General features: G+C 59.6%; 22 protein-coding genes, 4 tRNA genes and 1 riboswitch. Of the genes, 10 read left to right on the forward strand and 16 right to left on the reverse strand.

From position 1 onward, the window contains the following. Positions 1–457 precede the first annotated feature (457 nt). A complete protein-coding gene (speB, locus tag AC3RCP_RS24010; protein ID WP_492570848.1) occupies positions 458–1,414 on the forward strand; it encodes an agmatinase in 957 nt (318 codons plus the stop codon). 50 nt (positions 1,415–1,464) lie between these two features. Then, entirely contained in the window at positions 1,465–2,394 is a 930-nt protein-coding gene (locus AC3RCP_RS24015; protein ID WP_219735409.1) for a LysR family transcriptional regulator, read from the forward strand. Here the strand turns inward: AC3RCP_RS24015 and AC3RCP_RS24020 are convergent. After that, on the reverse strand, positions 2,382–3,074 hold the full coding sequence (locus tag AC3RCP_RS24020; protein ID WP_053262282.1) for a sensor histidine kinase: 693 nt from the start codon (positions 3,072–3,074) through the stop codon (positions 2,382–2,384). The genes AC3RCP_RS24015 and AC3RCP_RS24020 overlap by 13 nt on opposite strands. Next, the gene (locus AC3RCP_RS24025) at positions 3,071–4,675 is read right to left on the reverse strand and encodes a tetratricopeptide repeat-containing response regulator (protein WP_007921613.1); all 1,605 of its coding nucleotides are present in this window, start codon (positions 4,673–4,675) and stop codon (positions 3,071–3,073) included. The genes AC3RCP_RS24020 and AC3RCP_RS24025 overlap by 4 nt, the downstream gene beginning before the upstream one ends. 387 nt (positions 4,676–5,062) lie before the next feature. Here AC3RCP_RS24025 and AC3RCP_RS24030 point away from each other — a divergent pair, with 387 nt between their 5' ends. From AC3RCP_RS24030 to AC3RCP_RS24045, 4 genes are all read left to right on the forward strand, one after another. Beyond that, entirely contained in the window at positions 5,063–5,995 is a 933-nt protein-coding gene (locus AC3RCP_RS24030; protein WP_007921611.1) for a phytanoyl-CoA dioxygenase family protein, read from the forward strand. Positions 5,996–6,072: 77 nt separating this feature from the next. Beyond that, the gene (locus tag AC3RCP_RS24035) at positions 6,073–7,641 is read left to right on the forward strand and encodes a glycosyltransferase family 61 protein (RefSeq protein WP_101339477.1); all 1,569 of its coding nucleotides are present in this window, start codon (positions 6,073–6,075) and stop codon (positions 7,639–7,641) included. Next, positions 7,638–8,036, forward strand: coding sequence for a sugar 3,4-ketoisomerase (locus tag AC3RCP_RS24040; protein WP_007921600.1), 399 nt, complete (start codon positions 7,638–7,640; stop codon positions 8,034–8,036). Before AC3RCP_RS24035 ends, AC3RCP_RS24040 begins: the two co-directional genes overlap by 4 nt. Continuing rightward, the gene (locus AC3RCP_RS24045) at positions 8,033–9,154 is read left to right on the forward strand and encodes a DegT/DnrJ/EryC1/StrS family aminotransferase (protein WP_101338811.1); all 1,122 of its coding nucleotides are present in this window, start codon (positions 8,033–8,035) and stop codon (positions 9,152–9,154) included. The genes AC3RCP_RS24040 and AC3RCP_RS24045 overlap by 4 nt, the downstream gene beginning before the upstream one ends. A gap of 19 nt (positions 9,155–9,173) precedes the next feature. Here the strand turns inward: AC3RCP_RS24045 and AC3RCP_RS24050 are convergent, their stop codons facing one another. Together AC3RCP_RS24050 and AC3RCP_RS24055 are read right to left on the reverse strand one after the other, a co-directional pair. After that, positions 9,174–10,352, reverse strand: a complete 1,179-nt coding sequence (locus AC3RCP_RS24050; protein ID WP_492570847.1) for a formyltransferase family protein — start codon at positions 10,350–10,352, stop codon at positions 9,174–9,176. 98 nt (positions 10,353–10,450) lie between these two features. Continuing rightward, a tRNA-Arg gene (locus tag AC3RCP_RS24055) sits at positions 10,451–10,527 on the reverse strand. Between the two features lie 297 nt (positions 10,528–10,824). Here AC3RCP_RS24055 and AC3RCP_RS24060 point away from each other — a divergent pair. Together AC3RCP_RS24060 and AC3RCP_RS24065 are read left to right on the forward strand one after the other, a co-directional pair. Next, positions 10,825–11,067 carry a hypothetical protein gene (locus tag AC3RCP_RS24060; RefSeq protein ID WP_101339478.1) on the forward strand — a complete coding sequence of 81 codons (243 nt, stop codon included), beginning with the start codon at positions 10,825–10,827 and terminating at the stop codon, positions 11,065–11,067. Positions 11,068–11,092: 25 nt separating this feature from the next. Then, positions 11,093–11,272 (forward strand): PA3371 family protein, encoded by a 180-nt coding sequence (locus AC3RCP_RS24065; RefSeq protein ID WP_007921585.1) that lies wholly within the window; start codon positions 11,093–11,095, stop codon positions 11,270–11,272. Here the strand turns inward: AC3RCP_RS24065 and phnN are convergent. Beyond that, positions 11,247–11,831: a phosphonate metabolism protein/1,5-bisphosphokinase (PRPP-forming) PhnN gene (gene phnN, locus AC3RCP_RS24070; RefSeq protein ID WP_007921583.1), complete on the reverse strand. Its 585-nt coding sequence runs from the start codon at positions 11,829–11,831 to the stop codon at positions 11,247–11,249. The genes AC3RCP_RS24065 and phnN overlap by 26 nt on opposite strands. Positions 11,832–12,212: 381 nt before the next feature. Between phnN and AC3RCP_RS24075 the strand changes: the two genes are divergently transcribed. Next, positions 12,213–12,539, forward strand: a complete 327-nt coding sequence (locus AC3RCP_RS24075; RefSeq protein ID WP_003178899.1) for an Arc family DNA-binding protein — start codon at positions 12,213–12,215, stop codon at positions 12,537–12,539. A 142-nt stretch (positions 12,540–12,681) separates the two neighbouring features. On the opposite strand, the gene mgtE is transcribed toward AC3RCP_RS24075, so the two are convergent. From mgtE to ltaE, 8 genes are all read right to left on the reverse strand, one after another. Beyond that, positions 12,682–14,124, reverse strand: a complete 1,443-nt coding sequence (mgtE, locus tag AC3RCP_RS24080; protein ID WP_007921578.1) for a magnesium transporter — start codon at positions 14,122–14,124, stop codon at positions 12,682–12,684. Between the two features lie 474 nt (positions 14,125–14,598). Further along, positions 14,599–14,675: transfer RNA gene (locus AC3RCP_RS24085), tRNA-Arg, on the reverse strand. A 72-nt stretch (positions 14,676–14,747) separates the two neighbouring features. Next, positions 14,748–14,824: transfer RNA gene (locus tag AC3RCP_RS24090), tRNA-Arg, on the reverse strand. Positions 14,825–14,931: 107 nt separating this feature from the next. Continuing rightward, positions 14,932–15,022 (reverse strand) — tRNA-Ser (locus tag AC3RCP_RS24095). Between the two features lie 62 nt (positions 15,023–15,084). Then, a complete protein-coding gene (gene csrA / locus AC3RCP_RS24100; RefSeq protein WP_002554426.1) occupies positions 15,085–15,273 on the reverse strand; it encodes a carbon storage regulator CsrA in 189 nt (62 codons plus the stop codon). A gap of 185 nt (positions 15,274–15,458) precedes the next feature. Then, the gene (locus AC3RCP_RS24105; RefSeq protein WP_007921569.1) at positions 15,459–16,700 is read right to left on the reverse strand and encodes an aspartate kinase; all 1,242 of its coding nucleotides are present in this window, start codon (positions 16,698–16,700) and stop codon (positions 15,459–15,461) included. Between the two features lie 96 nt (positions 16,701–16,796). Beyond that, positions 16,797–19,421: an alanine--tRNA ligase gene (alaS, locus tag AC3RCP_RS24110; protein ID WP_492570846.1), complete on the reverse strand. Its 2,625-nt coding sequence runs from the start codon at positions 19,419–19,421 to the stop codon at positions 16,797–16,799. 146 nt (positions 19,422–19,567) lie between these two features. Further along, positions 19,568–20,572: a low-specificity L-threonine aldolase gene (gene ltaE / locus AC3RCP_RS24115; RefSeq protein WP_492570845.1), complete on the reverse strand. Its 1,005-nt coding sequence runs from the start codon at positions 20,570–20,572 to the stop codon at positions 19,568–19,570. Positions 20,573–20,783: 211 nt separating this feature from the next. Then, positions 20,784–20,955, forward strand: a riboswitch (FMN riboswitch). 122 nt (positions 20,956–21,077) lie between these two features. Between ltaE and AC3RCP_RS24120 the strand changes: the two genes are divergently transcribed. Further along, positions 21,078–21,584: a 6,7-dimethyl-8-ribityllumazine synthase gene (locus tag AC3RCP_RS24120; RefSeq protein ID WP_053262292.1), complete on the forward strand. Its 507-nt coding sequence runs from the start codon at positions 21,078–21,080 to the stop codon at positions 21,582–21,584. A gap of 186 nt (positions 21,585–21,770) precedes the next feature. On the opposite strand, the gene astE is transcribed toward AC3RCP_RS24120, so the two are convergent. The 3 genes from astE to astB all read right to left on the reverse strand — a co-directional run bounded on the left by astE (position 21,771) and on the right by astB (position 24,492). After that, positions 21,771–22,781 (reverse strand): succinylglutamate desuccinylase, encoded by a 1,011-nt coding sequence (gene astE, locus AC3RCP_RS24125; protein WP_492570844.1) that lies wholly within the window; start codon positions 22,779–22,781, stop codon positions 21,771–21,773. Positions 22,782–22,794: 13 nt separating this feature from the next. Beyond that, positions 22,795–23,082 (reverse strand): hypothetical protein, encoded by a 288-nt coding sequence (locus AC3RCP_RS24130; RefSeq protein ID WP_007921560.1) that lies wholly within the window; start codon positions 23,080–23,082, stop codon positions 22,795–22,797. Positions 23,083–23,145: 63 nt separating this feature from the next. Continuing rightward, positions 23,146–24,492 carry an N-succinylarginine dihydrolase gene (astB, locus tag AC3RCP_RS24135; protein ID WP_492570843.1) on the reverse strand — a complete coding sequence of 449 codons (1,347 nt, stop codon included), beginning with the start codon at positions 24,490–24,492 and terminating at the stop codon, positions 23,146–23,148. Between the last annotated feature and the right edge of the window lie 73 nt (positions 24,493–24,565).

Genomic DNA, 24,565 nt, shown 5'->3' on the forward strand with positions numbered 1-24,565 from the left:
GTTCAGATCCGGAGTGACACATTCAATCTCGTCAATGCCCGTCAATCGCTGAGCGAGTGAACTGCGGCCATCGGTTGTCATGACTCAATCCTTGTTGTTGTACGAGCCGAGAACGGCGACCCGTACAAAATAGGCTCCGCCTGTTCGGAATATCAAGCAGGGACACTCGAAATACCCGGATAAACAACCATCATCCGGCATGCCTTCGCAAGGAGCGCTCTCAAGGAACTTGTCACAAAACACAAGCCAGCTTGCCGAGCTGATGATTTATCGGCCTGCCACGCCCGCCCTATGATTTTTTCGCCCCCGCCAACTCGCTTGGCCGGGCTCGGCTGGTGAGGCATGCGCAAGGCCCCTGCTGACCAGCCCGGTCGCCGCGCCGTCCATCGAACCCCATTGACAGCGCTTACCCAGGGAGCAGCCACATGCCGCTCCCATTCGCCACAGGAGCTCCACCATGCCCAATGATTTTCCCCAACCCGTGGACGCAGCGCTGGTGCCACGCTTCGCCGGGATTCCGAGCTTCATGCGCCTGCCGGTCTTTGATGACCCGACCCAGGTGCAGATCGCCTTGGTCGGAGTGCCCTGGGACGGCGGCACCACCAACCGCGCCGGCGCCAGGCATGGCCCGCGAGAAGTGCGCAACCTCTCCAGCCTGATGCGCAAGGTGCACCATGTCAGCCGTATCGCCCCCTATGACCTGGTGCGCATCGGCGATCTCGGCGACGCTCCCGTCAACCCCATCGACCTGCTGGACTCGCTGTCGCGCATAGAAGCCTTTTTCCGCGACTTGCACGAGGCCGGTGCCGTGCCCCTGGCCGTTGGCGGCGACCATCTGGTGACCTTGCCGATCTTTCGCGCCCTGGCCCGCCAGCGGCCAATCGGCATGGTGCATTTCGACGCTCACTCCGATACCAACGACCGCTATTTCGGCAACAATCCCTACACCCACGGCACACCGTTCCGTCGTGCCGTGGAGGAAGGCCTGCTGGACCCGCGACGCACCGTGCAGATCGGTATCCGTGGCTCGGTCTATTCGGCCGATGACGAGGCCTTCGCTGCCGAGACCGGCATCCGCGTGATCCATATGGAAGAGTTTGCCGAGATCGGCGTCGCCGCCACCCTGGCCGAGGTCCGACGCGTGGTCGGTGACGGCCCGACCTATGTCAGCTTCGATGTCGACGTGCTGGATCCGGCCTTCGCCCCCGGCACCGGTACCCCGGAAATCGGCGGCATGACCACCCTGGAGGCCCAGCAGTTGATCCGTGGCCTGCGCGGCCTGAACCTGATCGGAGCCGATGTGGTGGAGGTGTCGCCGCCCTTCGACGTCGGCGGCGCCACGGCGCTGGTGGGGGCGACCATGATGTTCGAGCTGATGTGCCTGCTGGCCGAGTCCATCGCCTCTCGCCGCTGACTCGCAGATCCGCGCCGGTGTAGGCTTTGCCCATCCCCTTGCCGCGCCTGATGGAGGCCAATGTGCTGGGCAGCCTATCCGATATCGACCTGCGCATGCTGCGGGTCTTTTGCACCATAGTCGACGCCGGTGGTTTCACCGCAGCCCAGGCCAGGCTCAATACCAGCCTGTCGCGCCTGAGCGTGGTGGTACGCGATCTCGAGGAGCGCCTGGGCTGCTCGCTGTGCCGACGCGGTAGCAGTGGCTTCCAATTGACCGAGGAAGGCCTGGAACTGTTCGATGCTGCGCAGTTGCTGTTTCGCGACATCGAGCGCTTTCGGCAGCAGGCCAACCAACTCGGCGGGCCGGCACGCGACCATCTGCAGATCGGCAATGTCGACAGCATGCTCAGCCTGTCCTATGCGCCATTGCCCCTGGCCATCAACCTGTTCCGCCAGCGCCTGCCGGAAGTCCGCCTGGGCCTGCACATACTGCGTCCCGACGAGCTTGAACAGGCCGTGCTCGACGAGCGCCTGCACCTGGCCATCGGAGCCTTCCACCACCAGCTCTCCGGGCTGCGCTACCAGCCGCTGTTCGAGGAGGAACAAAACCTCTATTGCGCTGCTGGGCACCCGCTGTTTCAACGCAGCGACACCGACCTGACCCTGGAAGAAATATGCAACACACCCTATGTCGGCCGTGGCTACATGGCTGAGAACCAGCGCCCCCATGGCCTGTATTTTTTGCAGAGCGCCACCGTCTACACCATGGAAGCGATTGCCACCCTGGTGTTTTCCGACAGCTATCTGGGTTACCTGCCCAGCCACTATGCCGCCAACTGGGTGGCCAGGGGCCAAATGCGCGCCCTGTTACCGCAGCGCCTGGCCTATCGTTCGACCTTTCACTGCATCACCCGTCAGGGCCAGGAGCCGAAAGCCGCCCTGACCTGCTTTCTACAGGCCCTGGAGCAAGCGCAACAGCAGCTGGCTCAGGGCAGGTAGAGACTGAACACACCGCCGCCCAAAGGCCCGCCGTTGCGAATCTCGGTACGTCCGCAGACACCGTTGCGCTGATGCAGCGCGGCAATGCGCCCGGCGAAGTACAACCCCAGGCCGGTGCTGCCGCTACTGTGATTGATGCCTTGCACGTAGTCGGCCTGGTTATCGATCATCGGCTGCGGATAACCCTCGCCATCGTCATTGATGGTCAGCACCGTCTGCCCACCTTCATCGTGCACGCTGACCAGCAACGCATGGCGCGCATAACGAATGGCGTTGTTGATGCAGTTGTCCAGCACCGAGGCGATCAATTCCCGATCGAAGAACCCCAATGGGGTCAAGGGATCGACTTCATAGGTCGCGGCAATGCCACGACTGGCGAACACATCCTGATGGCTGACCAGTTGCGCCTCGATGAAGTCATCCAGTTCGTGGTAACCCGGCTGCACCGGCAACTGGTTGACCCCCAGTTTGTAGAGCCCCAGCAGTTGCACCAGCATGCCGTTGAGATGGGCAAACTCGAACTCCATCACGCCCTGCTCCGGCGTGCCCTGGTGCGCCTGCGGCAGTGCCGCCAGCCACTGGGCATGGGCCTGCATGAGCAGGGTCAGGGAGTTCTTCATGTCGTGCACGGTAGAGGCGATCACCGTGGAAAAGTCGAGAGCCTGTTCGTGGGTATTCATTCGCCAAACGCCTTGCTTCGCAGCTTCTGATAACGCGGATAACGCGCGTCGGTATCGGGCATCAGGCCGACCATTTTCAGGCAGGTCCGGCACTCATCCAGCAGTGCCGTGTCCTGGGTGATGTCGGTGCCGTGCAATAGCGACTGCGCCATGTTCAGGGCAATACTGATGTTCTTCGGTTGCATGGCCAGGGCCCGACGGAACAGATCCCGGGCTTCGCCCAACGCGCCGGCCTTGTAGCTGCGCACGCCTTGACGGTTCATGTCCGCCGCCGCGTTGGCAGAGTTGAGAATCGCCGGGTCATCGGTGAGCTTGGCAATGCCTTCCATCACCTTCGGGTCGTCGCCGTAGATTTCCGCACAGTTTTTCAGCATCGATGCACCGGCATCGGCCTGTCCCAGCATCTGCAGTTGCTTGGCCACCAGCAACGCCGCTTCCGGGCTCATGAACTGCTCCATCCCGTCCAGACGCAGCATCGCCTGCTCGGTGAGTTTTTCCGCCGTTTCAGCATCGTTGAGCAACAGGCTGGTGGCCTTCATCAGGCGCGCGCGAATCTGCAGCCCCGGATCGCTGGGGTTTTCCTTGGCCACCGCACTCAGGGTGCTGTTGATTTCCAGGCGCGTGCGAGTATCCAGGCCCCTCTCGCTGCCCTTGCTGATCAACGCATGGGCCAGGCCAAGGTTGCTTTCCGGATCCTTGAAACGCGATTGCGCGCCTTGCGATACCGCCTGGCGATACGCCTTGGATGCGGTCTCGAAGTCTTCGTTGGTCATCGCCAGCTTGCCCAGCAGCGCTTGCCGGCGCACGGCCAGCGGCGACAGGCGCACCGCCTCCTCCAGCACACTCTGGGCGCGCTTGGAATCACCCTCGGCGAGCAACACATCGGCCATGCCATCGTAGAGCGCCGGCATCATCGGAAAGGCCTTCAAGGCCTTTTCATAGATGGCCTTGGCCTGGGTCACCTGGCCACGCTTGAACAGCAGACGCCCCAGGCCGACATAGGCCCACGGCAACGGGCGATCCGCCAGGATGCTCTCGTACAACCGCTCCAGCGCCTCGTTCTGATTCATGTCACGCAAGGCATCGGCCCGGTAGCGCAGGCACAACGGCGCATAACGCGGATCCTGCTTGCACAGGGCGATGCAGGCATTGAGCACCTCGAGCGGCTTGCCGCGATCGAGCGCCTGCAGGATCGGCTTGAGCAACGACTTGCGCTGCTGCAGCCGCTCCAGCCGCTGAGCCAGGCTGGAGCGGTTGAAAGGCTTGGTCAGATAGGCGTCCGGCTCGTGCTCGAGGGCGCTGAGCACCATCGACTGGCTGGTCTCGGCGGTGACCATGAGAAACACGCTTTCATGGCTGATCAGCTTGTCGGTCATCAGGTCTTCGAGCACCTGCTGACCATTCTTCTTGCCGTCGCCCAGGTGGTAATCCTGCAGGATGAAGTCATAACGCTTTTGCGCGCACATGCGCAGCGCCTGCTCGCCTGTATCGGCAGTGTCTACGTCCTTGACGCCCAGCTCACGCAGCATGGACCGGACAGAACTGCGAAAATCCGAGAAATCATCGACGATCAAAAAGCTTTTTTGGTGGTACGCCAGCATCGAAGATTCCAGACCCGTAAAAAAGATGAAGCCCGCGGCAACAGCAAGACACGCTCAAGGTCGTCCCCCTTGTTGCCCCCGGACAACGATAATGGCCACAGGCCATCAATGCATTCTACATCAACCCACAATGGCGCCCGCCCGCTCTCGCCGGACACTCGGTCCATGGCCCCGCCATTTGACCTGCAACAACATCCATGGGGTTATCGGCCGATTCCGGCGTTCCCTTATAGATAGTTGCCAAAAGCATTCGATATCCTTGTTCGCGCCGCCCGCCAGCTCCGATTGCGGCAAACTCCATCGGGAATATCAGCCGCGCGGCATCAACTTTAAGCCAGCCGCGCCGATACCTTGCAGACAGACAGCAACAGTCAAAACGAGCGCAACATGCAAACCTGTATCCAAAACCTCATCGACCAGGGCGCCCATATCTTCGGCGAGATCCTGGACGCTGACCGCACGCAGGCGCTGTACCGCGAAATGATCGCCGCACGGGCCTTCGGGGCCGGGCTGTTCATGGACGAGGCTGAATACCTGGCCCAGGAAAACCACCTCAACGCCAACCCGAACAAGACCTTCAACTTCCTCAATGGCTTCGAGTCGCAATTGCAGTTCATCGAGCAGGATCCGCGCCTCACTGCAGTCCTCGATGAAGTGCTCGGCGCCGACTATGAGGTAGTGATCAAGAAAGCGGTGTGCGGCGTACCGGATTCGTGGCTGCCGGACTGGGTGCGGGAAAAGATCCGCGATGTGAATGTGGCGAACCTGGGGCCCTATATCAAAAAACCCTTTCGCGACATCACCTACTTTCGCGGGATCGACTTCCACCAGGACATCATCGATTGGCCCCAGGGCCGGGTGGAACTCGACCCCTCGACCTTTCTGACCCTGTATGTGTACCTGCACGACGTCACCGAAAACGACTCGCCCCTGCACCTGATGCCCGGCACTCACCGCTTTGGTGCCACGCTGTTCCCTCATCAGTTGGAACATCAGGAGCACGACCAATGGACCTACGCCGACGATCAGGGGCAGCAGATGGCCTGCCAGGATTACCGGCTGACAGGCGGGCCGGGTTACGTCGGGCTCTGGCACAACTGCACCTTGCACGGTACGCGGCCAGTGGCCAACGAGTCAGAGCAGTTCCGCCTGTCGCTGCGCTACCTGCTGGGCAAGTCCCGGAGTAACACCGGCAAGACCGCGATTGATACCATCAACGCCGCAATCCAGGGCGAGCTGCAACCGATAAGGACCCGACGCGACCTGAACGCCAAGGGTATCGCCCAGATCAAGGGCAACATCATCAATAACAATGGCTAGCGTCACCGCCTTTACCGAGCGGGCGAACCGCTCGGGTGACGATCTACCACCGGCAGCACCAGCAAGACGAGGTCAATGTGTCGACAGGGTTTGGACAAAAAGCGCGGGTGCTGATATTCGGCACCGGCGCCGGCGGGGTCAACTTCTACAAGTACAACCGCCGCCGCTACCGGGTGATCGGCTTCGTCGATAACAATCAGCAGAAGCAGGGCCAGCGCCTGTTCGGCAAGTTGATCCACGCGCCTCAACAATTGAGTTCGCTGGCTTTCGACAAGATCATCATCGCCAGTGATTACTACCGCGAGATCCATCCGCAACTCACTGAGAAGCTGGCCATCAACGAGCAAAAAGTCGAAGTGTTCCATGGCGCGCAGATCAGCTCGCAGCTCCCATGGTTCCAGCGTATTGGCAAACGCCTCGAGCAACTGGGCTATGAACGACTGTGCAGAAAGCCGGGACTGATCAGCGACCTGCTGTATCGACTGTTTTTTCGACGCCAGGATACCCGGCGCCTGGCCTTGCGCTGGCTGGATGAAAGCGACGAGCACAAGGTCCATGTCTTTCGCCCGAGCCAACCGGGCACCAGCCAGCCCCCACGGTTCCTCCATCAATCGACACCAGCGATCACCCTGGCGTTACCCGAGATCGCCCTGTATCACTTCCGGCAGGGACAAGTCTGCTCGGTGTCCCGTTCGGTGATACTGCCCGGCGGGCAATTGGTGCTGGAGCGAGTGCCCACGGCGAAATCCCTGCTGGCCGACTATAGTGCCGCGCACCTGCTCTACCACGGCCAGCGCCTGGCCCTGGTCAGGACCGGCACACCTGCAGAGCTGGAAAAAGGCCTGCTGATCAGCGGCTGCAACGAGCAGAACTATTACCACTGGACGGTAGAAGTCTTGTCGCAACTGCAATTCGTGGCCGAACTGCCGCCGCAATATGCGGACTATCCTCTGCTGATCTCCAAGAGCAGCCAGAACATTCCTTCGATCAAGGCCCTGATCGAGGCGATCGGCGTTGACCGCCCGCTGGAGCTCCTGGACAACATCACCAGCTATCAGGTGGCCGACCTGCTGCTGATCAGTGCCCCGAACAATATGATCCCGAACTTCAAAGGCGCGGCACAGAACAGTGCCAGCAGCGGCTTCGTCCGCCCGGAGTCGATCCATTTCCTGCGGGAAAAGGCGCTGCATCTGGCCCACGACATTCCCATCGGCGAACTCCCCAAACGAGTATTCCTGGCCCGCAAAGGCTTTCTCCGGCACTACAACCAGGCCGAGATCCTCAAGCTGCTGGAACCCTATGGGTTTACCTGCGTGTACATGGAAGAACAGGACATCAACCATCAGGTGGCGATCATGGCCAATGCCGAAGTCATAGTCGGCCCCACCGGCGCGGCCTGGACCAATCTGATTTTCGCCTCGAAAAACGCCCGCGCACTGTGCTGGATGGCCGAGGAATACGCAGAGCTGTCGTGCTTTTCCAACCTGGCGGCGATCGTCGGCGTGGAAATGGACTACATCGCTTACCGGGTAGGCTCGACCGACTCCCGAGAACTGTATTACCGGAATTATCGGGTCGACGCCAAGAGCGTTGAAAACTGGCTGCAACAGCATTTGTCGAAACGGCTCGAAGGGGAGACGCGATGAAGATTCACATTCTGCCGCTGCAGACCCACGGCGATGACCGTGGTTCGCTGATCGCCCTGGAAGAAGGGAAAAACATCCCCTTCCCGGTGAAGCGGGTGTACTACATGTTCAATACCGGTGAAGGGGTTCGCCGCGGCTACCACGCCCATAAGACCCTCAAGCAGGTGGCCATTGCCGTACGCGGCTCGTGCCGTTTTCTGCTGGACGACGGTCGGGAAAAAATCGACATCACCCTGGACAATCCTTGCCAGGGCCTGCTGATCGAATCCTTTATCTGGCGTGAGATGTATGACTTCTCCCCAGACTGTGTGCTGATGGTCCTGGCCGATCAACTCTACGAAGAAGGCGACTATGTTCGAGACTATGCCCAGTTCATGGACATGCTCGGACAATGACTCAAATGATGAATATTCCGTTTTTGGATCTGAAAGGCATCAATCACGAATATGCCGATCAGCTCAAAGCCGCTTGCAGCCGTGTGATCGACTCCGGCTGGTACCTGATGGGGCGTGAGCTTGAGCAATTCGAGGCCGCGTTCGCCGATTACTGCGGCAGCCGGCATGCCATCGGCGTCGCTAACGGCCTGGATGCCCTGACCCTGATCCTGCGCGCCTGGAAAGAACAAGGCCGGCTGCAGGCCGGTGATGAAGTGATAGTGCAGAGCAATACCTTTATCGCCACCATCTCGGCCATTCTGGAAAACGATCTGGCGCCGATCCTGGTAGATGTCGACCCTGCCACCCACAATCTGGAGATCGAAGCCGTCGAACGGGCCATCTCGGAAAAAACCCGGGTGATCCTGCCGGTGCATCTTTATGGGCAGCTGTCGCCGATGCCGCAGATCATGGCGCTGGCCCACAAGCATGGCCTGCTGGTGCTCGAAGATGCCGCCCAGGCCCATGGTGCCGAGCTGGCCGGGCGCAAGGCCGGCAACTGGGGCGATGCCGCGGCGTTCAGCTTCTACCCCGGGAAGAACCTCGGAGCCCTGGGCGACGGCGGAGCCATCACTACCAACGACGCCGAGCTGGCAACCCTGGTCCGGGCGCTGGGCAACTACGGTTCGCGCGTCAAGTACCAGCACGATCATCAGGGGGTAAACAGCCGCCTCGATGAAATCCAGGCCGCGATGCTGGGAGTGAAGCTGGCGCACCTGGACAGCGATACTGCCCGTCGACGCAGCATCGCCCGCTACTACGGCGAACACATCCGGCACCCGGGAATCACCCTGCCCTCGGTGACGACTGCGAGCGCCCATGTCTGGCACCTGTATGTCATTACCTGCCCATGGCGCGATCAGCTGAAGGCGCATCTGGCCGAGCGTGGCATCCAATGCCTGGTTCACTACCCACTGGCGATCACCGAGCAGCGGGCCTACCGCGATCTGGCCAGGACCTCCCAGGCATCCCGGGCGCCGCTGCATGACTCGATCCTGTCATTGCCGATCTACCCGACATTGGACCAGGAACAACAGCAACACATTGTCACCGCCATCAACCAGTTCACCGCCCACTGATGCGCCTGTTGCGAGGTGCCTAGAAAGCACCTCGCAACTGAGCGAACTGCTCGTCAGTCACATAGTCGGCGAGTGCCCGACCGCAATGGTCGGCAGCCTCCAGCCTCGCCCCCTTGCGCAGCAACAACTGAAAGGTTTTACGACAACGCCCGGCGAGGTAGGCATCCTTGGCATACATCAAGGGCGTCGTGCCTTTGTTGTTGGACCGCTCCGGGTCGGCACCTTGCTGCAATAGCCAGTCAACCACCTCATAGGCACCCGCATAACTGGCGACGATCAGCGGCGTCCAGCCTTGCGGGGTGGCATCGTTGTAACCGGCAATATTGGCCTGCAGTGCCACCACCGCCTCCAGATCGCCTCGTTCACAAGCCTTGAGCATCTCCGGCAACCGATCAAAATTCAGCCGGACGTCATAGTCGATGGTGCAGAGCTCGACATAATCGTCAGTTGTGCTGATCAGGGTCCCGGCCTTGAATTGCGAACGCCCAGGCAGAATCGTCGCCGAGACCACCGGTTTCCCATCCCAGCGCAAGAATTGATATTCACGAAAGGCGAACGCTCTGATCTGGTTGCGTAGCGCCCAGGCCGTCGACAGCGGATCGATCTTCAACGCCCCATAGTCGATGGCGTCCTTTGAAAAGTAGCTGGATCCCGCCGCACTCTGTGGCTGCGCTCTGACGCCATCATCGACCAGCCTGGCAAACCACTGCTCCAGCAACTGGCCGGCATGCTGGTTAAAGGCGAAATAGAGATCGCGGCAGGTCCACCAGGACAGGATCGGAAATACCTGTTGCGCGACGATGTCCCCGGTATCGATACCCCGGTCGATGAAATGCAGGGTCACACCCGCCTCGGCCCTGGACTCCAGCAACGGCCAGACCGAGGTAAACATACCCTTGTATTCGGGCAGCCTCGAGAAATGAATATTGAACACACGACTGATAGAGAAGCGCCCAGGCACGACGATCCGGTCGAACTCCAGGGAAATGAATGCGATGGACGCGACTTCATAAGCCGCCTCCAGGCTGATCTCACGCACGCCATACTTTTGCGCGGCCGCCCGCAACGAACGTTGCCAACCATCGACGCCCGTATCGTTACGGTTGCAGACCACGGCAATTTCGTCGGGCGAAAATTGTCGCAGAGCCCGCTCCAGGCCAAATACCGAAATATTGTTTTTTCCAGCAATGACAATCATGGGTGACTCCACAGCATCGAGAACTGCGTGTACCAAACGTAGCCGTTACCAGGAAATAAAGACGAAAACCACATTTGGCCTGAAAGCCCGGAAATAGATGGTGTCCCAGGGCAGGTTCGAACTGCCAACCTTCCCCTTAGGAGGGGGATGCTCTATCCAATTGAGCTACTGGGACAAATTGACCACCGCGTGTACTGCCACGGCGCAAAGGACGGCGTGCATGTTAACGGTCAGCCCTGCTTTTGTCATGTTGTGAGTAGGGCTTTTTAACCGGTGGCGGCCTCTGATCATCAGGCAACTTGCCAGAGCCGCCGTGCAAATTGCATCACTGCAAAAAGCCATCATTGCAGAATGCAATCCGCCATCGTCTAAAAACCCTATCAAATCATTGTTTTTAAAGGGTTTATTAGAGGTTAGACTCTTGGCATGAGCGCTGCTTCCTCTCTATGAAAGAACAGTGGAGATCAAGCCCATGAACAGCGCCCTTCTTCTATCGAATGCCATTGCCATCGCCGCACTGGTGGTCTTCCACTTTCAGCCTGATGGCCGCGCGGATCAGAGCCCCCAGTACAGGGCCCACTACGTGCAACACCAGACCCCGCAATTGGCTGTGATGAGCAGCGCATCGGAGAATCCTGGCATGGCACAGGTCGCCGATGCCCCAGAAGCCGTTGTTCTACCTGCCAACCCAAGACCCGAAAGCTGGGTATTTTGAATATCACCCCATCAGGAGCCTGTTAATGTCCCGACTTGCCAAAGGCCTTCTCATCCTGGCAGTACTCAGTGCCACACTGGGTTGCTTCACCACTGAAAATACCCTGGGTGATGCGCTCTTGGTTGCCTGTGGTGTTTTTTCCGGCCTGTTTCTGCTGGCGCTGGTGTTGGGACGTAAGATCAAGTTCGACCCTGTATTGCGCTGATCCCCTGCGATCTCAATAGCTTCAGAAAACGCTCAAGCGTCACGGACAGCTCGCTCGAGTTGTCCAGAAAAAACACGGACTCTCCCAGCACGGGCCCGCCCTCAGCGGAAAAAAGAGCGCTTCTCTTGAGTCTCGCCTCGATCTGCGCCGCACTTTCGCGACCGCGGTTCATCAGTCTTTGCCGCAGCACGTCGATATCCACCGTTAACAGAATCGCCAAAAGCTCCGGATAACGCTGGCGAGCCTGATCCAGGTGAGCCCTGGAGCCATTGATCAGGACATGACGCCCACTGGCCAGCCATTCGTCGATCTGCACGGGAATTCCGTAGGCCAGGCCATTGGCCCGCCAGCACAAGGCAAAGGCGCCCTGCCGCTCAAGACGCTCGAACTCGTCAGCACTTACCCCATGGGCCGCTTCCCCTACGGATTCCGCGGAACGGGTGATCACCCGCCGCACCACATCACAGCCGAGCTGCGCCAGAGGACGGCGCGCAGCCTCGATCAGGCTGTCCTTTCCCGATCCGGAAGGCCCCATCAAATAAATCAGTCTGCCTGGCATTTGAAGACTCCATGGCACTCGCAGCCTAGTAAATCGGCAATTTGCCACTATCCTGTACAAGGTAGGAAACAATGATCGGATCCGCATGCATGCCCGTCTGGCGACGCACAAGCGCACCACCATCGGACATCAGGACGCGGGCAGATAGGCGGACCAGGCAATCTTTTCAAACCAGTCCGCATTTCTGATAATTGGTGCTGGCATAACGCCTTTATCCAGTTCAATATTTGTCACAGAATTGACGCCAAGGATCTGGCTATTTTGAGGCATGATGCGGGCCTCTTAACAATTCAGGTTGAACATTTGGCAGCAACGCTTGTCCTAACTGACATCCCGCGGCCAATTCCGAGAACCGCTCCCCTGAACTAACCGGTTAAATATATGCGCCCATTGAAACAGGCAATTTATTCCAGCCGTACGGCTGACAAGTTCGTCGTACGTCTACCCGACGGGATGCGTGAACGCATTGCCGAGGTGGCTCGCAATCATCACCGCAGCATGAACTCCGAAATCATCGCGCGCCTGGAACAGAGTCTTATTCAGGAAGGCGCCTTGGGTGAAGAGTTGAGCATGCGCCTGGACAGCCCAGAACTCTCCTTGCATGAACGCGAACTGCTTCAACGTTTCCGTCAACTTTCCCACCGCCAGCAGAACGCTCTTGTTTCGCTGATCGCCCATGACGCCGAAATGGCCGCAGACGCTTCCTGATTCGACCTCGAAAGCTAGAGCCAGCCTTGTGCTGGCTTTTTTTTGCGCGAAATTTGCTGCTCGAACGCTACAAAAACAGAAGCCTGGATGGCAAGGGGATGGAGAAAACGATACAGCCCCATTAGAGGGGCTGTATGCGGGATCAAAGCAGGAAGATGGTGGCCAGCCCAAGGAAGATGAAGAAGCCGCCACTGTCGGTCATGGCCGTGATCATGACGCTGGCCCCCATGGCCGGGTCGCGCCCCAGCCGCGCCAGCGTCATCGGAATCAGAACCCCCATCAGCGCCGCCAGCAACAGGTTGAGCGTCATGGCCGCCGTCATCACCACACCCAACGACCAGCTGCCGTAGAGCAGGTAAGCCACCACGCCGATGACTCCGCCCCAGACCAGGCCGTTGATCAACGCCACCGCCAATTCCTTGCGCATCAGACGCGAGGTATTGCCGGTGCTGACCTGGTCCAGCGCCATGGCGCGAACGATCATGGTGATGGTCTGGTTACCCGAGTTGCCGCCAATACCCGCCACGATCGGCATCAGGGCCGCCAGGGCCACCAGCTTTTCGATGGAGCCCTCAAACAGACCGATCACTCGCGAAGCGACAAATGCGGTGATCAGGTTGATTGCCAGCCAGGCCCAGCGGTTGCGCAGGGAACGCCAGACCGAGGCAAAAATATCTTCTTCTTCACGCAGACCGGCCATGTTGAGGACTTCGGTCTCACTCTCCTCACGAATCAGGTCGACCATTTCATCGATGGTCAGACGGCCGATCAATTTGCCGTTCTTGTCGACCACCGGCGCCGAAATCAAGTCGTAGCGCTCGAATGCCTGCGCAGCGTCGTAGGCATCTTCGTCCGGATGGAAACTTACCGGGTCGCTGGCCATGACTTCCGAAACCTGTTTCTCCGGATCATTCACCAGCAACCGCTTGATGGGCAGCACACCTTTGAGCACACCGTCATAGTCGACGACGAACAGCTTGTCGGTATGGCCTGGCAACTCTTTGAGGCGACGCAGATAACGCAGAACCACTTCAAGGCTGACATCCTCACGGATGGTCACCATTTCGAAGTCCATCAACGCACCGACCTGCTCCTCGTCATACGACAAGGCGGAGCGAACGCGCTCGCGCTGCTGGCCGTCCAACGCCTCCATCAGCTCATGGACAACGTCTCGCGGCAGCTCGGGAGCCAGGTCAGCAAGTTCGTCGGCGTCCATCTCCTTGGCAGCAGCCAGGAGCTCATGATCGTCCATGTCGGCGATCAGGGTTTCACGTACGGAATCGGATACTTCGAGCAGGATGTCGCCGTCACGCTCGGCCTTGACCAACTGCCAGACAGTCAGACGCTCGTCGAGCGGCAAGGCTTCAAGGATATAGGCAACGTCGGCAGAGTGCAGATCGTCGAGCTTGCGTTGCAGCTCGACAAGGTTTTGCCGGTGGACCAGGTTCTCGACCCGATCCTGATGATGACCTTCCTGACGATGAGTCAGGTCTTCGACCACCCGCTGGCGCTGCAGCAGCTCAACGACTTGAGCGAGGCGATCCTGCAGGCTGTCTTGTGTTTTCTTTACTTCTACTTCGGTCATAGGCGAACTCCACTCCCAGCAGAGGAGCACGCCGGAAGGATCAATCAGTCAATTCATGATTGTAAAAACGGGATACTGAGTAACTACTGGGTAAGTCCATGGAGGTATTCCACAAGCCCCGGCGGGGCTGACGGGCGCAATCATACACCGCTTGACGGCTTTAAACGTTAAAAAATCATGGCAAGAACAAGCGCTTGCGGCGCAAAGCTGAAGAAGCGCTGAATCTATAAAGCTGCGACGCACCATCCGAAAAAGAAAACACACCCCAGACGAAAAAACTGCGCCCGGAACTCGCTCCCGTTATCGATTCACAATTGCCGGGAGCCTTCGAAAGGCCACATCAAAAGGACAGGCACACGCTGAATACGACGCCAGAATGATTGCGACGTTCAAACAGAGGAACCAATAAAGAAGGGAGAAAACCCAAACGGCAGAAAGCAAAAAGCCCGCAATAAATGCGGGCTTCTTGGTATATGGTGCACTCGACAGGATTCGAACCTGTGACCGCTCGGTTCGTAGCCGAGTACTCTATCCAGCTGAGCTACGAGTGCAATTTGTGTTTTTAGACCAGACCACAACTGGCTGAAGCCAAGTTATTCACATTACTGCAAACAACTCTTAAATGGTGCACTCGACAGGATTCGAACCTGTGACCGCTCGGTTCGTAGCCGAGTACTCTATCCAGCTGAGCTACGAGTGCATTTGTTGCCGCGCATTATAGGCCGTTAAATCTTTTTGTAAAGCACTTTTTCTAGTAATTTCAACAACTTACAGAAGAAGCCAGATTACAACGAACTAAGCAAATAATGGCGGAGAACGGGGGATTCGAACCCCCGACACCCTTTTGAGGTGTACTCCCTTAGCAGGGGAGCGCCTTCGGCCACTCGGCCAGCTCTCCGCAACACGGGGCGTATATTAACCAGCTTTCTCCCCGTTTGCAAACAAAAAAAACGATAAAAATTAATGGCTTGGTTCTTCGTCCTTCTCTTTCTTTATCCGCAGGTAAATTTCTTCCCGGTGCACCGCTACCTCTTTAGGGGCGTTGACACCGATACGCACTTGATTTCCTTTGACGCCAAGCACGGTCACGGTGATTTCGCCATCACCAATAATCAGGCTTTCTGCGCACCGACGAGTCAGAATCAGCATACCTTTCTCCTCACGCATTTCATTTCAGGGACAACAGTCTGCAAAAAAAAGGGTATCGACCTACAACCAGGACGGCCGTAGCCCTACACGCCTAAGTATTGACTAGCGCGAGCAAAAGAACAGTTTTCTGTCACGCCGATCAAAAAAACAAAGGGCGCGGTAAACCGCGCCCTTCGGGCAACGCATCACTCGCCCTGTCGGGCCGGTGCGTCCAGTTCGAAAGCCGTGTGCAGAGCGCGCACAGCCAGTTCCAGGTACTTCTCTTCGATCACCACGGAAACCTTGATTTCCGAGGTCGAGATCATCTGGATGTTGATGCTTTCCTTGGCCAGTGCTTCGAACATGCGGCTGGCAACACCCGCGTGGGAACGCATGCCGACGCCAACGATCGAGACCTTGGCGATCTTGGTATCGCCTACCACTTCCCGGGCGCCGATTTCACGGGCAGTGTTTTCCAGCACTTGCTGGGCTGCCAGGTAATCGTTGCGGTGCACGGTGAAGGTGAAGTCGGTGGTGTTATCGTGCGAAACGTTCTGCACGATCATGTCGACTTCAATATTCGCGGCACTGATCGGGCCGAGAATCTTGAAGGCCACGCCGGGAGTGTCTGGCACGCCACGGATGGTCAGCTTGGCTTCATCGCGGTTAAAAGCGATGCCGGAAATGATCGGCTGTTCCATGGATTCCTCTTCATCAATAGTAATGAGGGTGCCCGGACCCTCCTTGAAGCTGTGCAGTACGCGCAGCGGAACGTTGTACTTGCCGGCGAACTCGACCGCACGGATCTGCAGCACCTTGGAACCCAGGCTGGCCATTTCCAGCATTTCTTCGAAGGTGATCTTGTCCAGGCGCTGGGCCACGGACACCACGCGCGGATCGGTGGTGTAGACGCCGTCGACATCGGTGTAGATCTGGCATTCGTCAGCCTTCAGGGCTGCCGCCAGTGCCACGCCGGTGGTGTCGGAACCGCCACGACCGAGGGTAGTGATGTTGCCGTGCTCGTCGACGCCCTGGAAACCTGCGACCACAACCACGCGACCAGCCTTCAGGTCACCGCGAATTTTCTGATCGTCGATCTGCAAAATGCGCGCTTTATTGTGCGCGCTATCGGTCAGAATCCGCACCTGGTTGCCGGTATAGGAGACTGCCGGCACGCCGCGCTTGATCAGCGCCATGGCCAGCAGTGCGATCGTCACCTGCTCACCGGTGGAAACGATCACGTCCAGCTCGCGAGGAACCGGCTGACCGTCGCCGCTGATTTGCTTGGCAAGGTCGATCAGACGGTTGGTTTCGCCGCTCATGGCCGACAGCACAACCACCAGGTCGTCACCGGCTTCGCGGAATTTTTTCACCTTGTCGGCGACCTGCTCGATTCTTTCGACGGAACCGACCGAGGTACCTCCAAATTTCTGTACGATCAAAGCCATTTCTAAGCCGCCTCAGCCCGTAAAGGGGCGCCCATTAATCAATCAAACTGCGCAGCTCCAAAGCCCGCCACTAGACGACGGGCTCGGCTTGGAACCTTAAATCCCCTGCTCGACAAACGGAACGGTCAGGGCCAGCGCGGCATCCAGCGCAGCGGCATCGACACCGCCGCCCTGCGCCATGTCCGGACGACCACCGCCCTTCCCGCCCACTGCCGCAGCGGCTTGCTTCATCAAATCACCGGCTTTGAGTTGGCCAGTCAGGTCCTTGGTTACGCCCGCAACCAGTACGACCTTTTCCTCATGGACACTGCCGAGCAGGATCACTGCGCGACCGAGTTTGTTTTTCAACTGATCGACCAGCGCCAACAGCGCCTTGCCGTCCTGGCCGTCCAGGCGCGCCGCCAGCACTTTCGCGCCTTTGACATCCAGCGCCTGCGCCGACAGATCGTCGCCAGCGGCACTGGCGGCCTTGGCCTGCATCTGCTCGAGTTGTTTCTCCAGCAGGCGGTTGCGCTCCAGCACGGCCGACAGCTTGTCGATCAGGTTGTCACGGCTGCCCTTGACCAGGGTCGCCGCTTCCTTGAGTTGCTCTTCCGCAGCGTTCAGGTACGCCAGTGCCGCGGCACCGGTGACGGCTTCAATACGGCGTACACCCGAAGCGACGCCACCTTCGCTGATGATTTTCAAAAGGCCGATATCACCGGTGCGGTTGGCGTGGATACCGCCACACAGTTCAACGGAGAAATCGCCGCCCATGCTCAGGACACGCACGCTGTCGCCGTACTTCTCGCCGAACAGCGCCATGGCGCCTTTCTGCTTGGCGGTGTCGATATCGGTTTCTTCGGTTTCCACCGCGGTGTTCTTGCGAATCTCGGCGTTGACGATGTCTTCCAGGGCCTTGATCTGCTCAGGCTTGATCGCTTCGAAATGGCTGAAGTCGAAACGCAGGCGCTGACTGTCGACCAGCGAACCCTTCTGCTGTACATGCTCGCCCAGCACCTGGCGCAGAGCGGCGTGCAGCAAGTGGGTGGCCGAGTGGTTCAGCGAAGTGGCGTGACGCACTTCCGCATCCACCTGGGTTTGCACCGGTGCACCAACGGTCAGGCTGCCGCTGGCCAAGACGCCGTGGTGCAGGAAAGCCCCGCCGGTCTTGGTGGTATCGCGCACGTCGAAACGCGCGTTACCCGCTTGTAGGTAACCGCAGTCGCCGATCTGGCCGCCCGACTCGGCGTAGAAAGGCGTCTGGTCGAGAACGACCACGCCCTCTTCGCCTTCACTCAGCACGTCGACCGATTGCCCTTCCTTATAAAGAGCAACCACCTTGGCCGAACCACTGGTGGCGTGATAACCGGTGAACTCGGTGGCCACATCGACCTTGACCAGGCTGTTGTAGTCCATGCCGAAGGAGCTGGCGGAACGGGCACGTACGCGCTGGGCTTCCATCTCGCGCTCGAAACCTTCCTCGTCGAGGGTCAGTTCGCGCTCACGAGCGATGTCGCCAGTCAGGTCCATCGGGAAACCGTAGGTGTCATACAGCTTGAACACCACGTCGCCCGGTACCACCGTGCCTTTGAGTTCGGCCAGGTCCTGCTCGAGGATCTTCAGACCCTGCTCCAGGGTCTTGGCGAACTGCTCTTCTTCGGCTTTCAGCACGCGCTCGATGTGCGCCTGCTGGGATTTCAGTTCCGGGAAGGCTTCGCCCATCTCGGCGACCAGCGCGGCCACGATCTGATAGAAGAAGCTGCCCTTGGCGCCCAGCTTGTTGCCGTGACGGCAAGCGCGGCGAATGATGCGACGCAGGACATAACCGCGGCCTTCGTTGGAAGGCAGCACGCCGTCGGCGATCAGGAAGCCGCAGGAGCGGATGTGGTCGGCCACGACTTTCAAAGACGCCTGGGCATCGTTGGTGCAACCGATGGCCTTGGCCGCCGCGTTCAGCAGGCTCTGGAACAGATCGATTTCATAGTTCGAGTGAACGTGCTGCAGGACCGCACTGATCCGCTCCAGGCCCATGCCGGTGTCCACCGACGGCGCTGGCAACGGATGCAACACGCCATCGGCGGTGCGGTTGAACTGCATGAATACGTTGTTCCAGATCTCGATGTAACGGTCGCCGTCCTCTTCCGGCGAGCCCGGTGGGCCACCCCAGATGTCGGCGCCGTGATCGTAGAAAATCTCGGTGCAAGGACCGCACGGGCCGGTATCGCCCATGGTCCAGAAGTTGTCGGAGGCGTATGGCGCGCCCTTGTTGTCGCCGATACGGACCATGCGCTCGGCCGGAACCCCGACTTCCTTGGTCCAGATGTCATAGGCCTCGTCATCGCTGGCGTAGACGGTGACCCAGAGCTTTTCTTTCGGCAGGTTCAGCCACTTGTCGGACGTCAGGAACGTCCAGGCGAAAGTGATGGCATCACGCTTGAAGTAATCGCCAAAACTGAAGTTGCCCAGCATTTCGAAGAACGTGTGGTGACGGGCGGTGTAACCGACGTTTTCCAGGTCGTTGTGCTTGCCGCCGGCGCGTACGCATTTCTGGCTGCTTACGGCGCGGGTATAGGCGCGCTTTTCCTGGCCCAGGAAGCAGTCCTTGAACTGGTTCATCCCCGCGTTGGTGAACAGCAGGGTTGGGTCGTTGCCCGGAATCAAAGAGCTGGAGGCTACACGGGTGTGGCCTTGCTCTTCGAAGAAGCGAAGGAAGGCTTCACGGATTTCTGCGCTTTTCATTAGGTTCTTCCACGGAGACTGCGGCCAAAGGCCTGTGCGAAACGTCATCAGACGAAACGACGGCAAAGGGCCGCATTATATCGGCCCTGAGCTTGGGGTACAGCGTGTTTATACGATAGAGACGGTCAATTGGACGGCTAACACTGTCAGTTGCGGGAAAAATCGATAAAAGTCCCGACGACCTGCTCGATTTGTGCACGACTGACGTCCATATGGGTGACCATCCGCAGCCGCGACGCGGCGCTCAACCTGATCCCGCGTTCGCCGACGAAGGCCTTGAGCGCTTCTGCCCTGTCGCCCATCGCGACATAGACCATGTTGCTCTGCACCGGCTCGACGTCATAGCCCGCTTCACGCAGCCCCTCGGCCAGCAGCTGGGCATTGGCGTGGTCATCGGCCAGGCGCGCTACGTGATGATCGAGCGCGTACAGGCCCGCCGCGGCCAGGACTCCGGCCTGGCGCATGCCACCGCCGACCATCTTGCGCAGGCGCCTGGCCTTGCCGATCAGCTGCGCCGAACCGCACAGCACCGAGCCCACCGGCGCGCCCAGGCCCTTGGACAGGCACACCGAAACCGAATCGAAGTACTGGGTAATCTGCCGCGCATCGACACCCAGCTTGACCGCCGCGTTGTACAGCCGCGCGCCGTCCAGGTGCAGGGCCAGACCATGCTCACGGGTGAAGGCCCGGGCCTGCGCCAGATAGCTCAATGGCAGCACCTTGCCCTGCATGGTGTTTTCCAGCGCCAGCAGGCGGGTACGGGCAAAGTGGAAATCATCCGGCTTGATCGCCGCGGCCACCTGGGCCAGGTCCAGCGAGCCGTCGGCCTGGACTTCCAGTGGCTGTGGCTGGATCGAACCCAGCACCGCCGCGCCGCCACCCTCGTACTTATAGGTATGCGCCTGCTGGCCGACGATGTATTCGTCGCCACGCTCACAATGGGCCATCAAGCCCAGCAGGTTGCTCATGGTGCCGGTCGGCACGAACAGCGCTTCGGCGAACCCCAGGCGCTGCGCCAGTTCAGCTTCCAGGCGGTTGACCGTTGGATCTTCGCCGTAGACATCATCGCCCGTGGCCGCCGTGGCCATAGCTTCCAGCATGCCTGCCGTGGGTTGGGTAACGGTGTCACTACGAAGATCGATAACGCTCATGAATCAGGCCTCGGCAAGGGGACGCGAACGTCGCTGCGGATAAGGAAATTCTTTCGAACTGAATTACTACGGGCGCAACCGCGATTTATCAAGGCCCACCCGGGAAAAGCCCAGCGATGGACATGAAAAACCGATGTTTATCATCCAAACGCCGCAATGCACCGCCGAAAAATATGTGTTACAAACTCACCGCCGCCGCAAAGCCCGGTGGCAACGTTCTCAGGGCGGGGTGCAATTCCCCACCGGCGGTAATTGCGCGCAATGCGCATAGCCCGCGAGCGCTTGGCGACAGGCACCGCTTCGGCGGCGAATGACGGCAAGGTCAGCAGACCCGGTGTGATCCCGGGGCCGACGGTCATAGTCCGGATGAAGAGAGAACGGGATTGGTGCCAAAGGGCCGTCCACAGACCTGCGCATGACTGCTTGTGCGCCTGGCCTGTACGTACCCTTAAATCCCTTTCGATTCATAACGCCCTGTTTTTCACACAAACAGGAGTCAGAACAGATGCAACCCACCGCAATCGATAGCAAAAGCAAACAGCATCACGGCGAACGCGTGGCGTTTATCCAGGCCTGCTGGCACAAGGAAATCGTCGACCAGAGCCGCAAAGGGTTCGTCAGCGAAATGCTCGCCCAGGGTTATCAGGAAAGCGATATCGACTTCTTCGAAGTCGGCGGCGCCTTTGAAATTCCACTGCACGCCAAGCTGCTGGCCAAGTCCGGTCGTTATGCCGGCATCGTCGCCGCGGGCCTGGTGGTGGACGGCGGTATCTACCGCCACGAATTCGTCGCCCAGTCGGTGATCAGTGGCCTGATGCAGGTCCAGCTGGAAACCGAAGTGCCGGTGTTCTCGGTGGTCTTGACCCCGCACCACTTCCACGCTGGTGAAGAACATCAGAAGTTCTTCTTCGAGCATTTCGTGCACAAGGGCCAGGAAGCGGCGAAGACCTGCGCCGACACCCTGCACAAGACTCGCGCCCTGCGTCGTCACGAGCAGCGGGTAGCGGTGTAAGCGCCAGACGCTGAAAGCAAAATCGCGAGCCAGCTTGCTCCTACAGGGATCGAGCTGGCTCGCGATGTTTTTTGTGGCCGCTGCCGCAGGCTGCGATAAGGCCCGCAGGGCCTTCTAATCAACCTCAAAAGCGGCGCCCGCTACGCGGTCGATCGCAGCCTTCGGCAGCGGCTACAGATTGCCGTATCAAGCCAGGCCGTCAGCCGTGCTCGGCACGATCAGAATTCCGGCACGCAGGCCGTTCTTCACCTTGGGGTTGGGGAAAATGATCCGCGCGCCCTCCTCCTCGACTATCCAGCGGGTCTGGGCGATATCGTCGGCCAGCAGGTAACCCACTTCCAGTTCGGAGAAGTTCTCGATGTCCGCCGGCAGATGCAGGTGGAAGGTATCGCTGTGCTTGATGATTTCCCGAGCGACGCTGAACAGCTGCAATCCATCCAGCTTCTCCTCCGCCATGGGCGGTTCGCGGCCTTCGATGATCTGCTTGAGGCGGGTTTCCAGACGCTCGACATTCACCCCCTGGTTCTGCCCGAACGGCCGGGCCTTGCCCAGTTCCAGGGTGAAAGACTCGGCGTCCAGCTTGTCGTAGGTATAGGAGCTGAACACGATGGATGGTTTGTTCTGCAGCAGCACCGCCTGCATGCCCGCGGCCCGCAGGCGCGCCAGTTCCCGGCGCGAGTGCTGGCGACCTTCCTTCCACGGATACAGGGCGAACTGTTCGATCTTCGAACCGCGGATCGCCGTGTGCAGGTCGTAGTGCAGGCGGGTACGCTCCGGCAGGCTGAAGAAACTCGCCGCCAGGCGCTCCAGCTCGCAGGCGCGCAAGGCTTCGTTGCCGCTGCTTTGTTCATGACGGCCATTGAACAGCCGGTTGATGTCCTGCTCGATGAAACGCTCGCCGCGGCGCATCGCCTCGGGATTGCCGAACAGGAACAGAATGCGTGCGCACGGCTTGAGGTCGCCGCGGGCGATGTCGTGCAACAGACGGTCGAGCAACTCGATCGGTGCCGTCTCGTTGCCGTGGATGCCGGCCGACAGCAGCACATCCATGCCATTGTCCCGCGCCTGGGGTGGCCGGACTTCCAGCGCACCTTCGCTTAGCCAGCGCATCCGCACGCCGTCGACAGTCAGTTGAGTCTTCTCCGCCGGTTCACGACCGGCGAGGGTCAGTTCAAGCAGTTTGCCGAGGGCGAGCATAGAACGTTATTCCTTAATGGTCGTGCTGGCAGTCAGGGCCGTGCACGTGATCGTCGTCACCAGCGTCGGCCGGTTCCATTTCCAGTTGCAGACTTACCAGATTAGTCGCCAATGGGCGCAGCAGCAGGTTGGCGTATTCTTCGTCGCCTTCCTCGACGTCCACGCCGATCAGCAGCTGGCCGCGGCCGTCCTGCTGGATCCACAGTTCCTTGCCTTGCCACATCACGGCAACGCGGGTGCAGGAAGTTTCCAGTTGAGTGCCGTCGGTGTCTTCAAGGATCAGCTGCAGGGTATCGCTCATTTATTACGCTCTCATCTGGAGGTAAAGCGGCGCGCCTGGATCAGCAGAAGCAGGCGCGGGCTTTTAATTGATCTGGAATGGATAAACCGCGCCCAGTTTAAGGATTTGCGTCAGTTCATCCAGTGCCGTCCGGCACTCAAGCAGCAATTGCGGGTCCGCCAGATCGTTTTCGCTCAGGCGGTCGCGGTAGTGCTTGTCGACCCACTGGGTCAGCGTGCCGTACAACGGCGCGGTCATGATAACCCCTGGGTTGACCGCCGCCAGCTCGGTTTGATTGAGCGCGACCCGTAGCCGCAGGCACGCCGGGCCACCGCCGTTCTGCATGCTCTGCTTGAGGTCGAAGACTTTCACTTCGCGGATCAGGCCGCCGGAGCTGGTCAGGCTTTGCAGGTACTGCCAGACACGCTCGTTGCCGCGGCACTCTTCCGGCACGATCAGCAGCATCGAGCCATCAGCGCGGGACAGCAGTTGACTGTTGAACAGGTAGGAACGCACCGCGTCTTCCACCGTGACCTGCGAGCGCGGCACACAGATCGACTGGAAGTTGCCGCCACACTTGCCCAGCTTGGCCTGCAGCTCGGCGAGCATCTTGTCGGTCTCGAGGAATGCGTCTTCGTGATAGAACAGCACTTCTCCGTTACCCACCGCGATCACATCGTTGTGGAACACACCCTGGTCGATCACCGACGGGTTCTGCTGGGCATACACCACACCGTCGTCGCTCAGGCCGTGCAGGCGGGCGACGGCCTGCGAGGCTTCCAGGGTCTGGCGCGCCGGGTACTTCTGCGGTGCCGGGTAGCGGGTATCGAAGGCGCTGCGACCGAAGACGAAGAACTCGACACCGGCCTGGCCGTAGTCACGGCAGAAACGGGTGTGGTTGGCCGCGCCCTCATCGCCGAACTGCGCCACCGCCGGCAACGCCGCGTGATGGGCGAAGTGTTTCTGGTCGGCGAACATCGCCCCCAGCACGCGACTGGTGGTCGGGTGCTCGATGCTGCGGTGGTATTTGCAGTTCAGGTTGGCGGCGGTGAAATGCACGCGACCGTCAGCGGTGTCGGCGCTCGGGCTGACCGTGGCGGCGTTGGCCACCCACATGCTCGACGCCGAGCAACTGGCGACCAGCAGCGGCATCGCATCCTTGGCGGCGCGCTCGATGACCTGCGCATCGCTGCCGGCAAAACCCAGCCGACGCAGGGCGGCCACGTCCGGGCGCTCCTGGGGTGCCAGCACGCCTTGCTGGAAACCCATTTCCATCAGCGCTTTCATTTTCGCCAGGCCCTGCAGCGCGGCCTCCTTGGGATTGGAAGACTGCTGGCTGTTGCTCTGGGACGCGACGTTGCCGTAGGACAGGCCGCCGTAGTTATGGGTAGGCCCCACTAGACCGTCGAAATTGACTTCATAGGATTTCATCAGCGAGGCTCCACGAGAATCTGTTGTTATAGGCATCGGTATCAGTACATGTCTTGAGGCCGTCGGCGCCCGC

Source organism: Pseudomonas sp. GW822-FHT05A08 (assembly GCF_058800485.1).

Coding starts and splice junctions, on each gene's coding strand:
- AC3RCP_RS24025 (WP_007921613.1), bottom strand. CDS start 4,675: ATGCTGGCGTACCACCAAAAAAGCTTTTTGATCGTCGATGATTTCTCG.
- AC3RCP_RS24045 (WP_101338811.1), top strand. CDS start 8,033: ATGACTCAAATGATGAATATTCCGTTTTTGGATCTGAAAGGCATCAAT.
- mgtE (WP_007921578.1), bottom strand. CDS start 14,124: ATGACCGAAGTAGAAGTAAAGAAAACACAAGACAGCCTGCAGGATCGC.
- AC3RCP_RS24105 (WP_007921569.1), bottom strand. CDS start 16,700: ATGGCTTTGATCGTACAGAAATTTGGAGGTACCTCGGTCGGTTCCGTC.
- speB (WP_492570848.1), top strand. CDS start 458: ATGCCCAATGATTTTCCCCAACCCGTGGACGCAGCGCTGGTGCCACGC.
- AC3RCP_RS24040 (WP_007921600.1), top strand. CDS start 7,638: ATGAAGATTCACATTCTGCCGCTGCAGACCCACGGCGATGACCGTGGT.
- AC3RCP_RS24030 (WP_007921611.1), top strand. CDS start 5,063: ATGCAAACCTGTATCCAAAACCTCATCGACCAGGGCGCCCATATCTTC.
- AC3RCP_RS24020 (WP_053262282.1), bottom strand. CDS start 3,074: ATGAATACCCACGAACAGGCTCTCGACTTTTCCACGGTGATCGCCTCT.
- AC3RCP_RS24075 (WP_003178899.1), top strand. CDS start 12,213: ATGCGCCCATTGAAACAGGCAATTTATTCCAGCCGTACGGCTGACAAG.
- AC3RCP_RS24015 (WP_219735409.1), top strand. CDS start 1,465: ATGGAGGCCAATGTGCTGGGCAGCCTATCCGATATCGACCTGCGCATG.
- AC3RCP_RS24130 (WP_007921560.1), bottom strand. CDS start 23,082: ATGAGCGATACCCTGCAGCTGATCCTTGAAGACACCGACGGCACTCAA.
- astE (WP_492570844.1), bottom strand. CDS start 22,781: ATGCTCGCCCTCGGCAAACTGCTTGAACTGACCCTCGCCGGTCGTGAA.
- csrA (WP_002554426.1), bottom strand. CDS start 15,273: ATGCTGATTCTGACTCGTCGGTGCGCAGAAAGCCTGATTATTGGTGAT.
- AC3RCP_RS24065 (WP_007921585.1), top strand. CDS start 11,093: ATGTCCCGACTTGCCAAAGGCCTTCTCATCCTGGCAGTACTCAGTGCC.
- AC3RCP_RS24060 (WP_101339478.1), top strand. CDS start 10,825: ATGAACAGCGCCCTTCTTCTATCGAATGCCATTGCCATCGCCGCACTG.
- AC3RCP_RS24050 (WP_492570847.1), bottom strand. CDS start 10,352: ATGATTGTCATTGCTGGAAAAAACAATATTTCGGTATTTGGCCTGGAG.
- phnN (WP_007921583.1), bottom strand. CDS start 11,831: ATGCCAGGCAGACTGATTTATTTGATGGGGCCTTCCGGATCGGGAAAG.
- astB (WP_492570843.1), bottom strand. CDS start 24,492: ATGAAATCCTATGAAGTCAATTTCGACGGTCTAGTGGGGCCTACCCAT.
- AC3RCP_RS24120 (WP_053262292.1), top strand. CDS start 21,078: ATGCAACCCACCGCAATCGATAGCAAAAGCAAACAGCATCACGGCGAA.
- ltaE (WP_492570845.1), bottom strand. CDS start 20,572: ATGAGCGTTATCGATCTTCGTAGTGACACCGTTACCCAACCCACGGCA.
- alaS (WP_492570846.1), bottom strand. CDS start 19,421: ATGAAAAGCGCAGAAATCCGTGAAGCCTTCCTTCGCTTCTTCGAAGAG.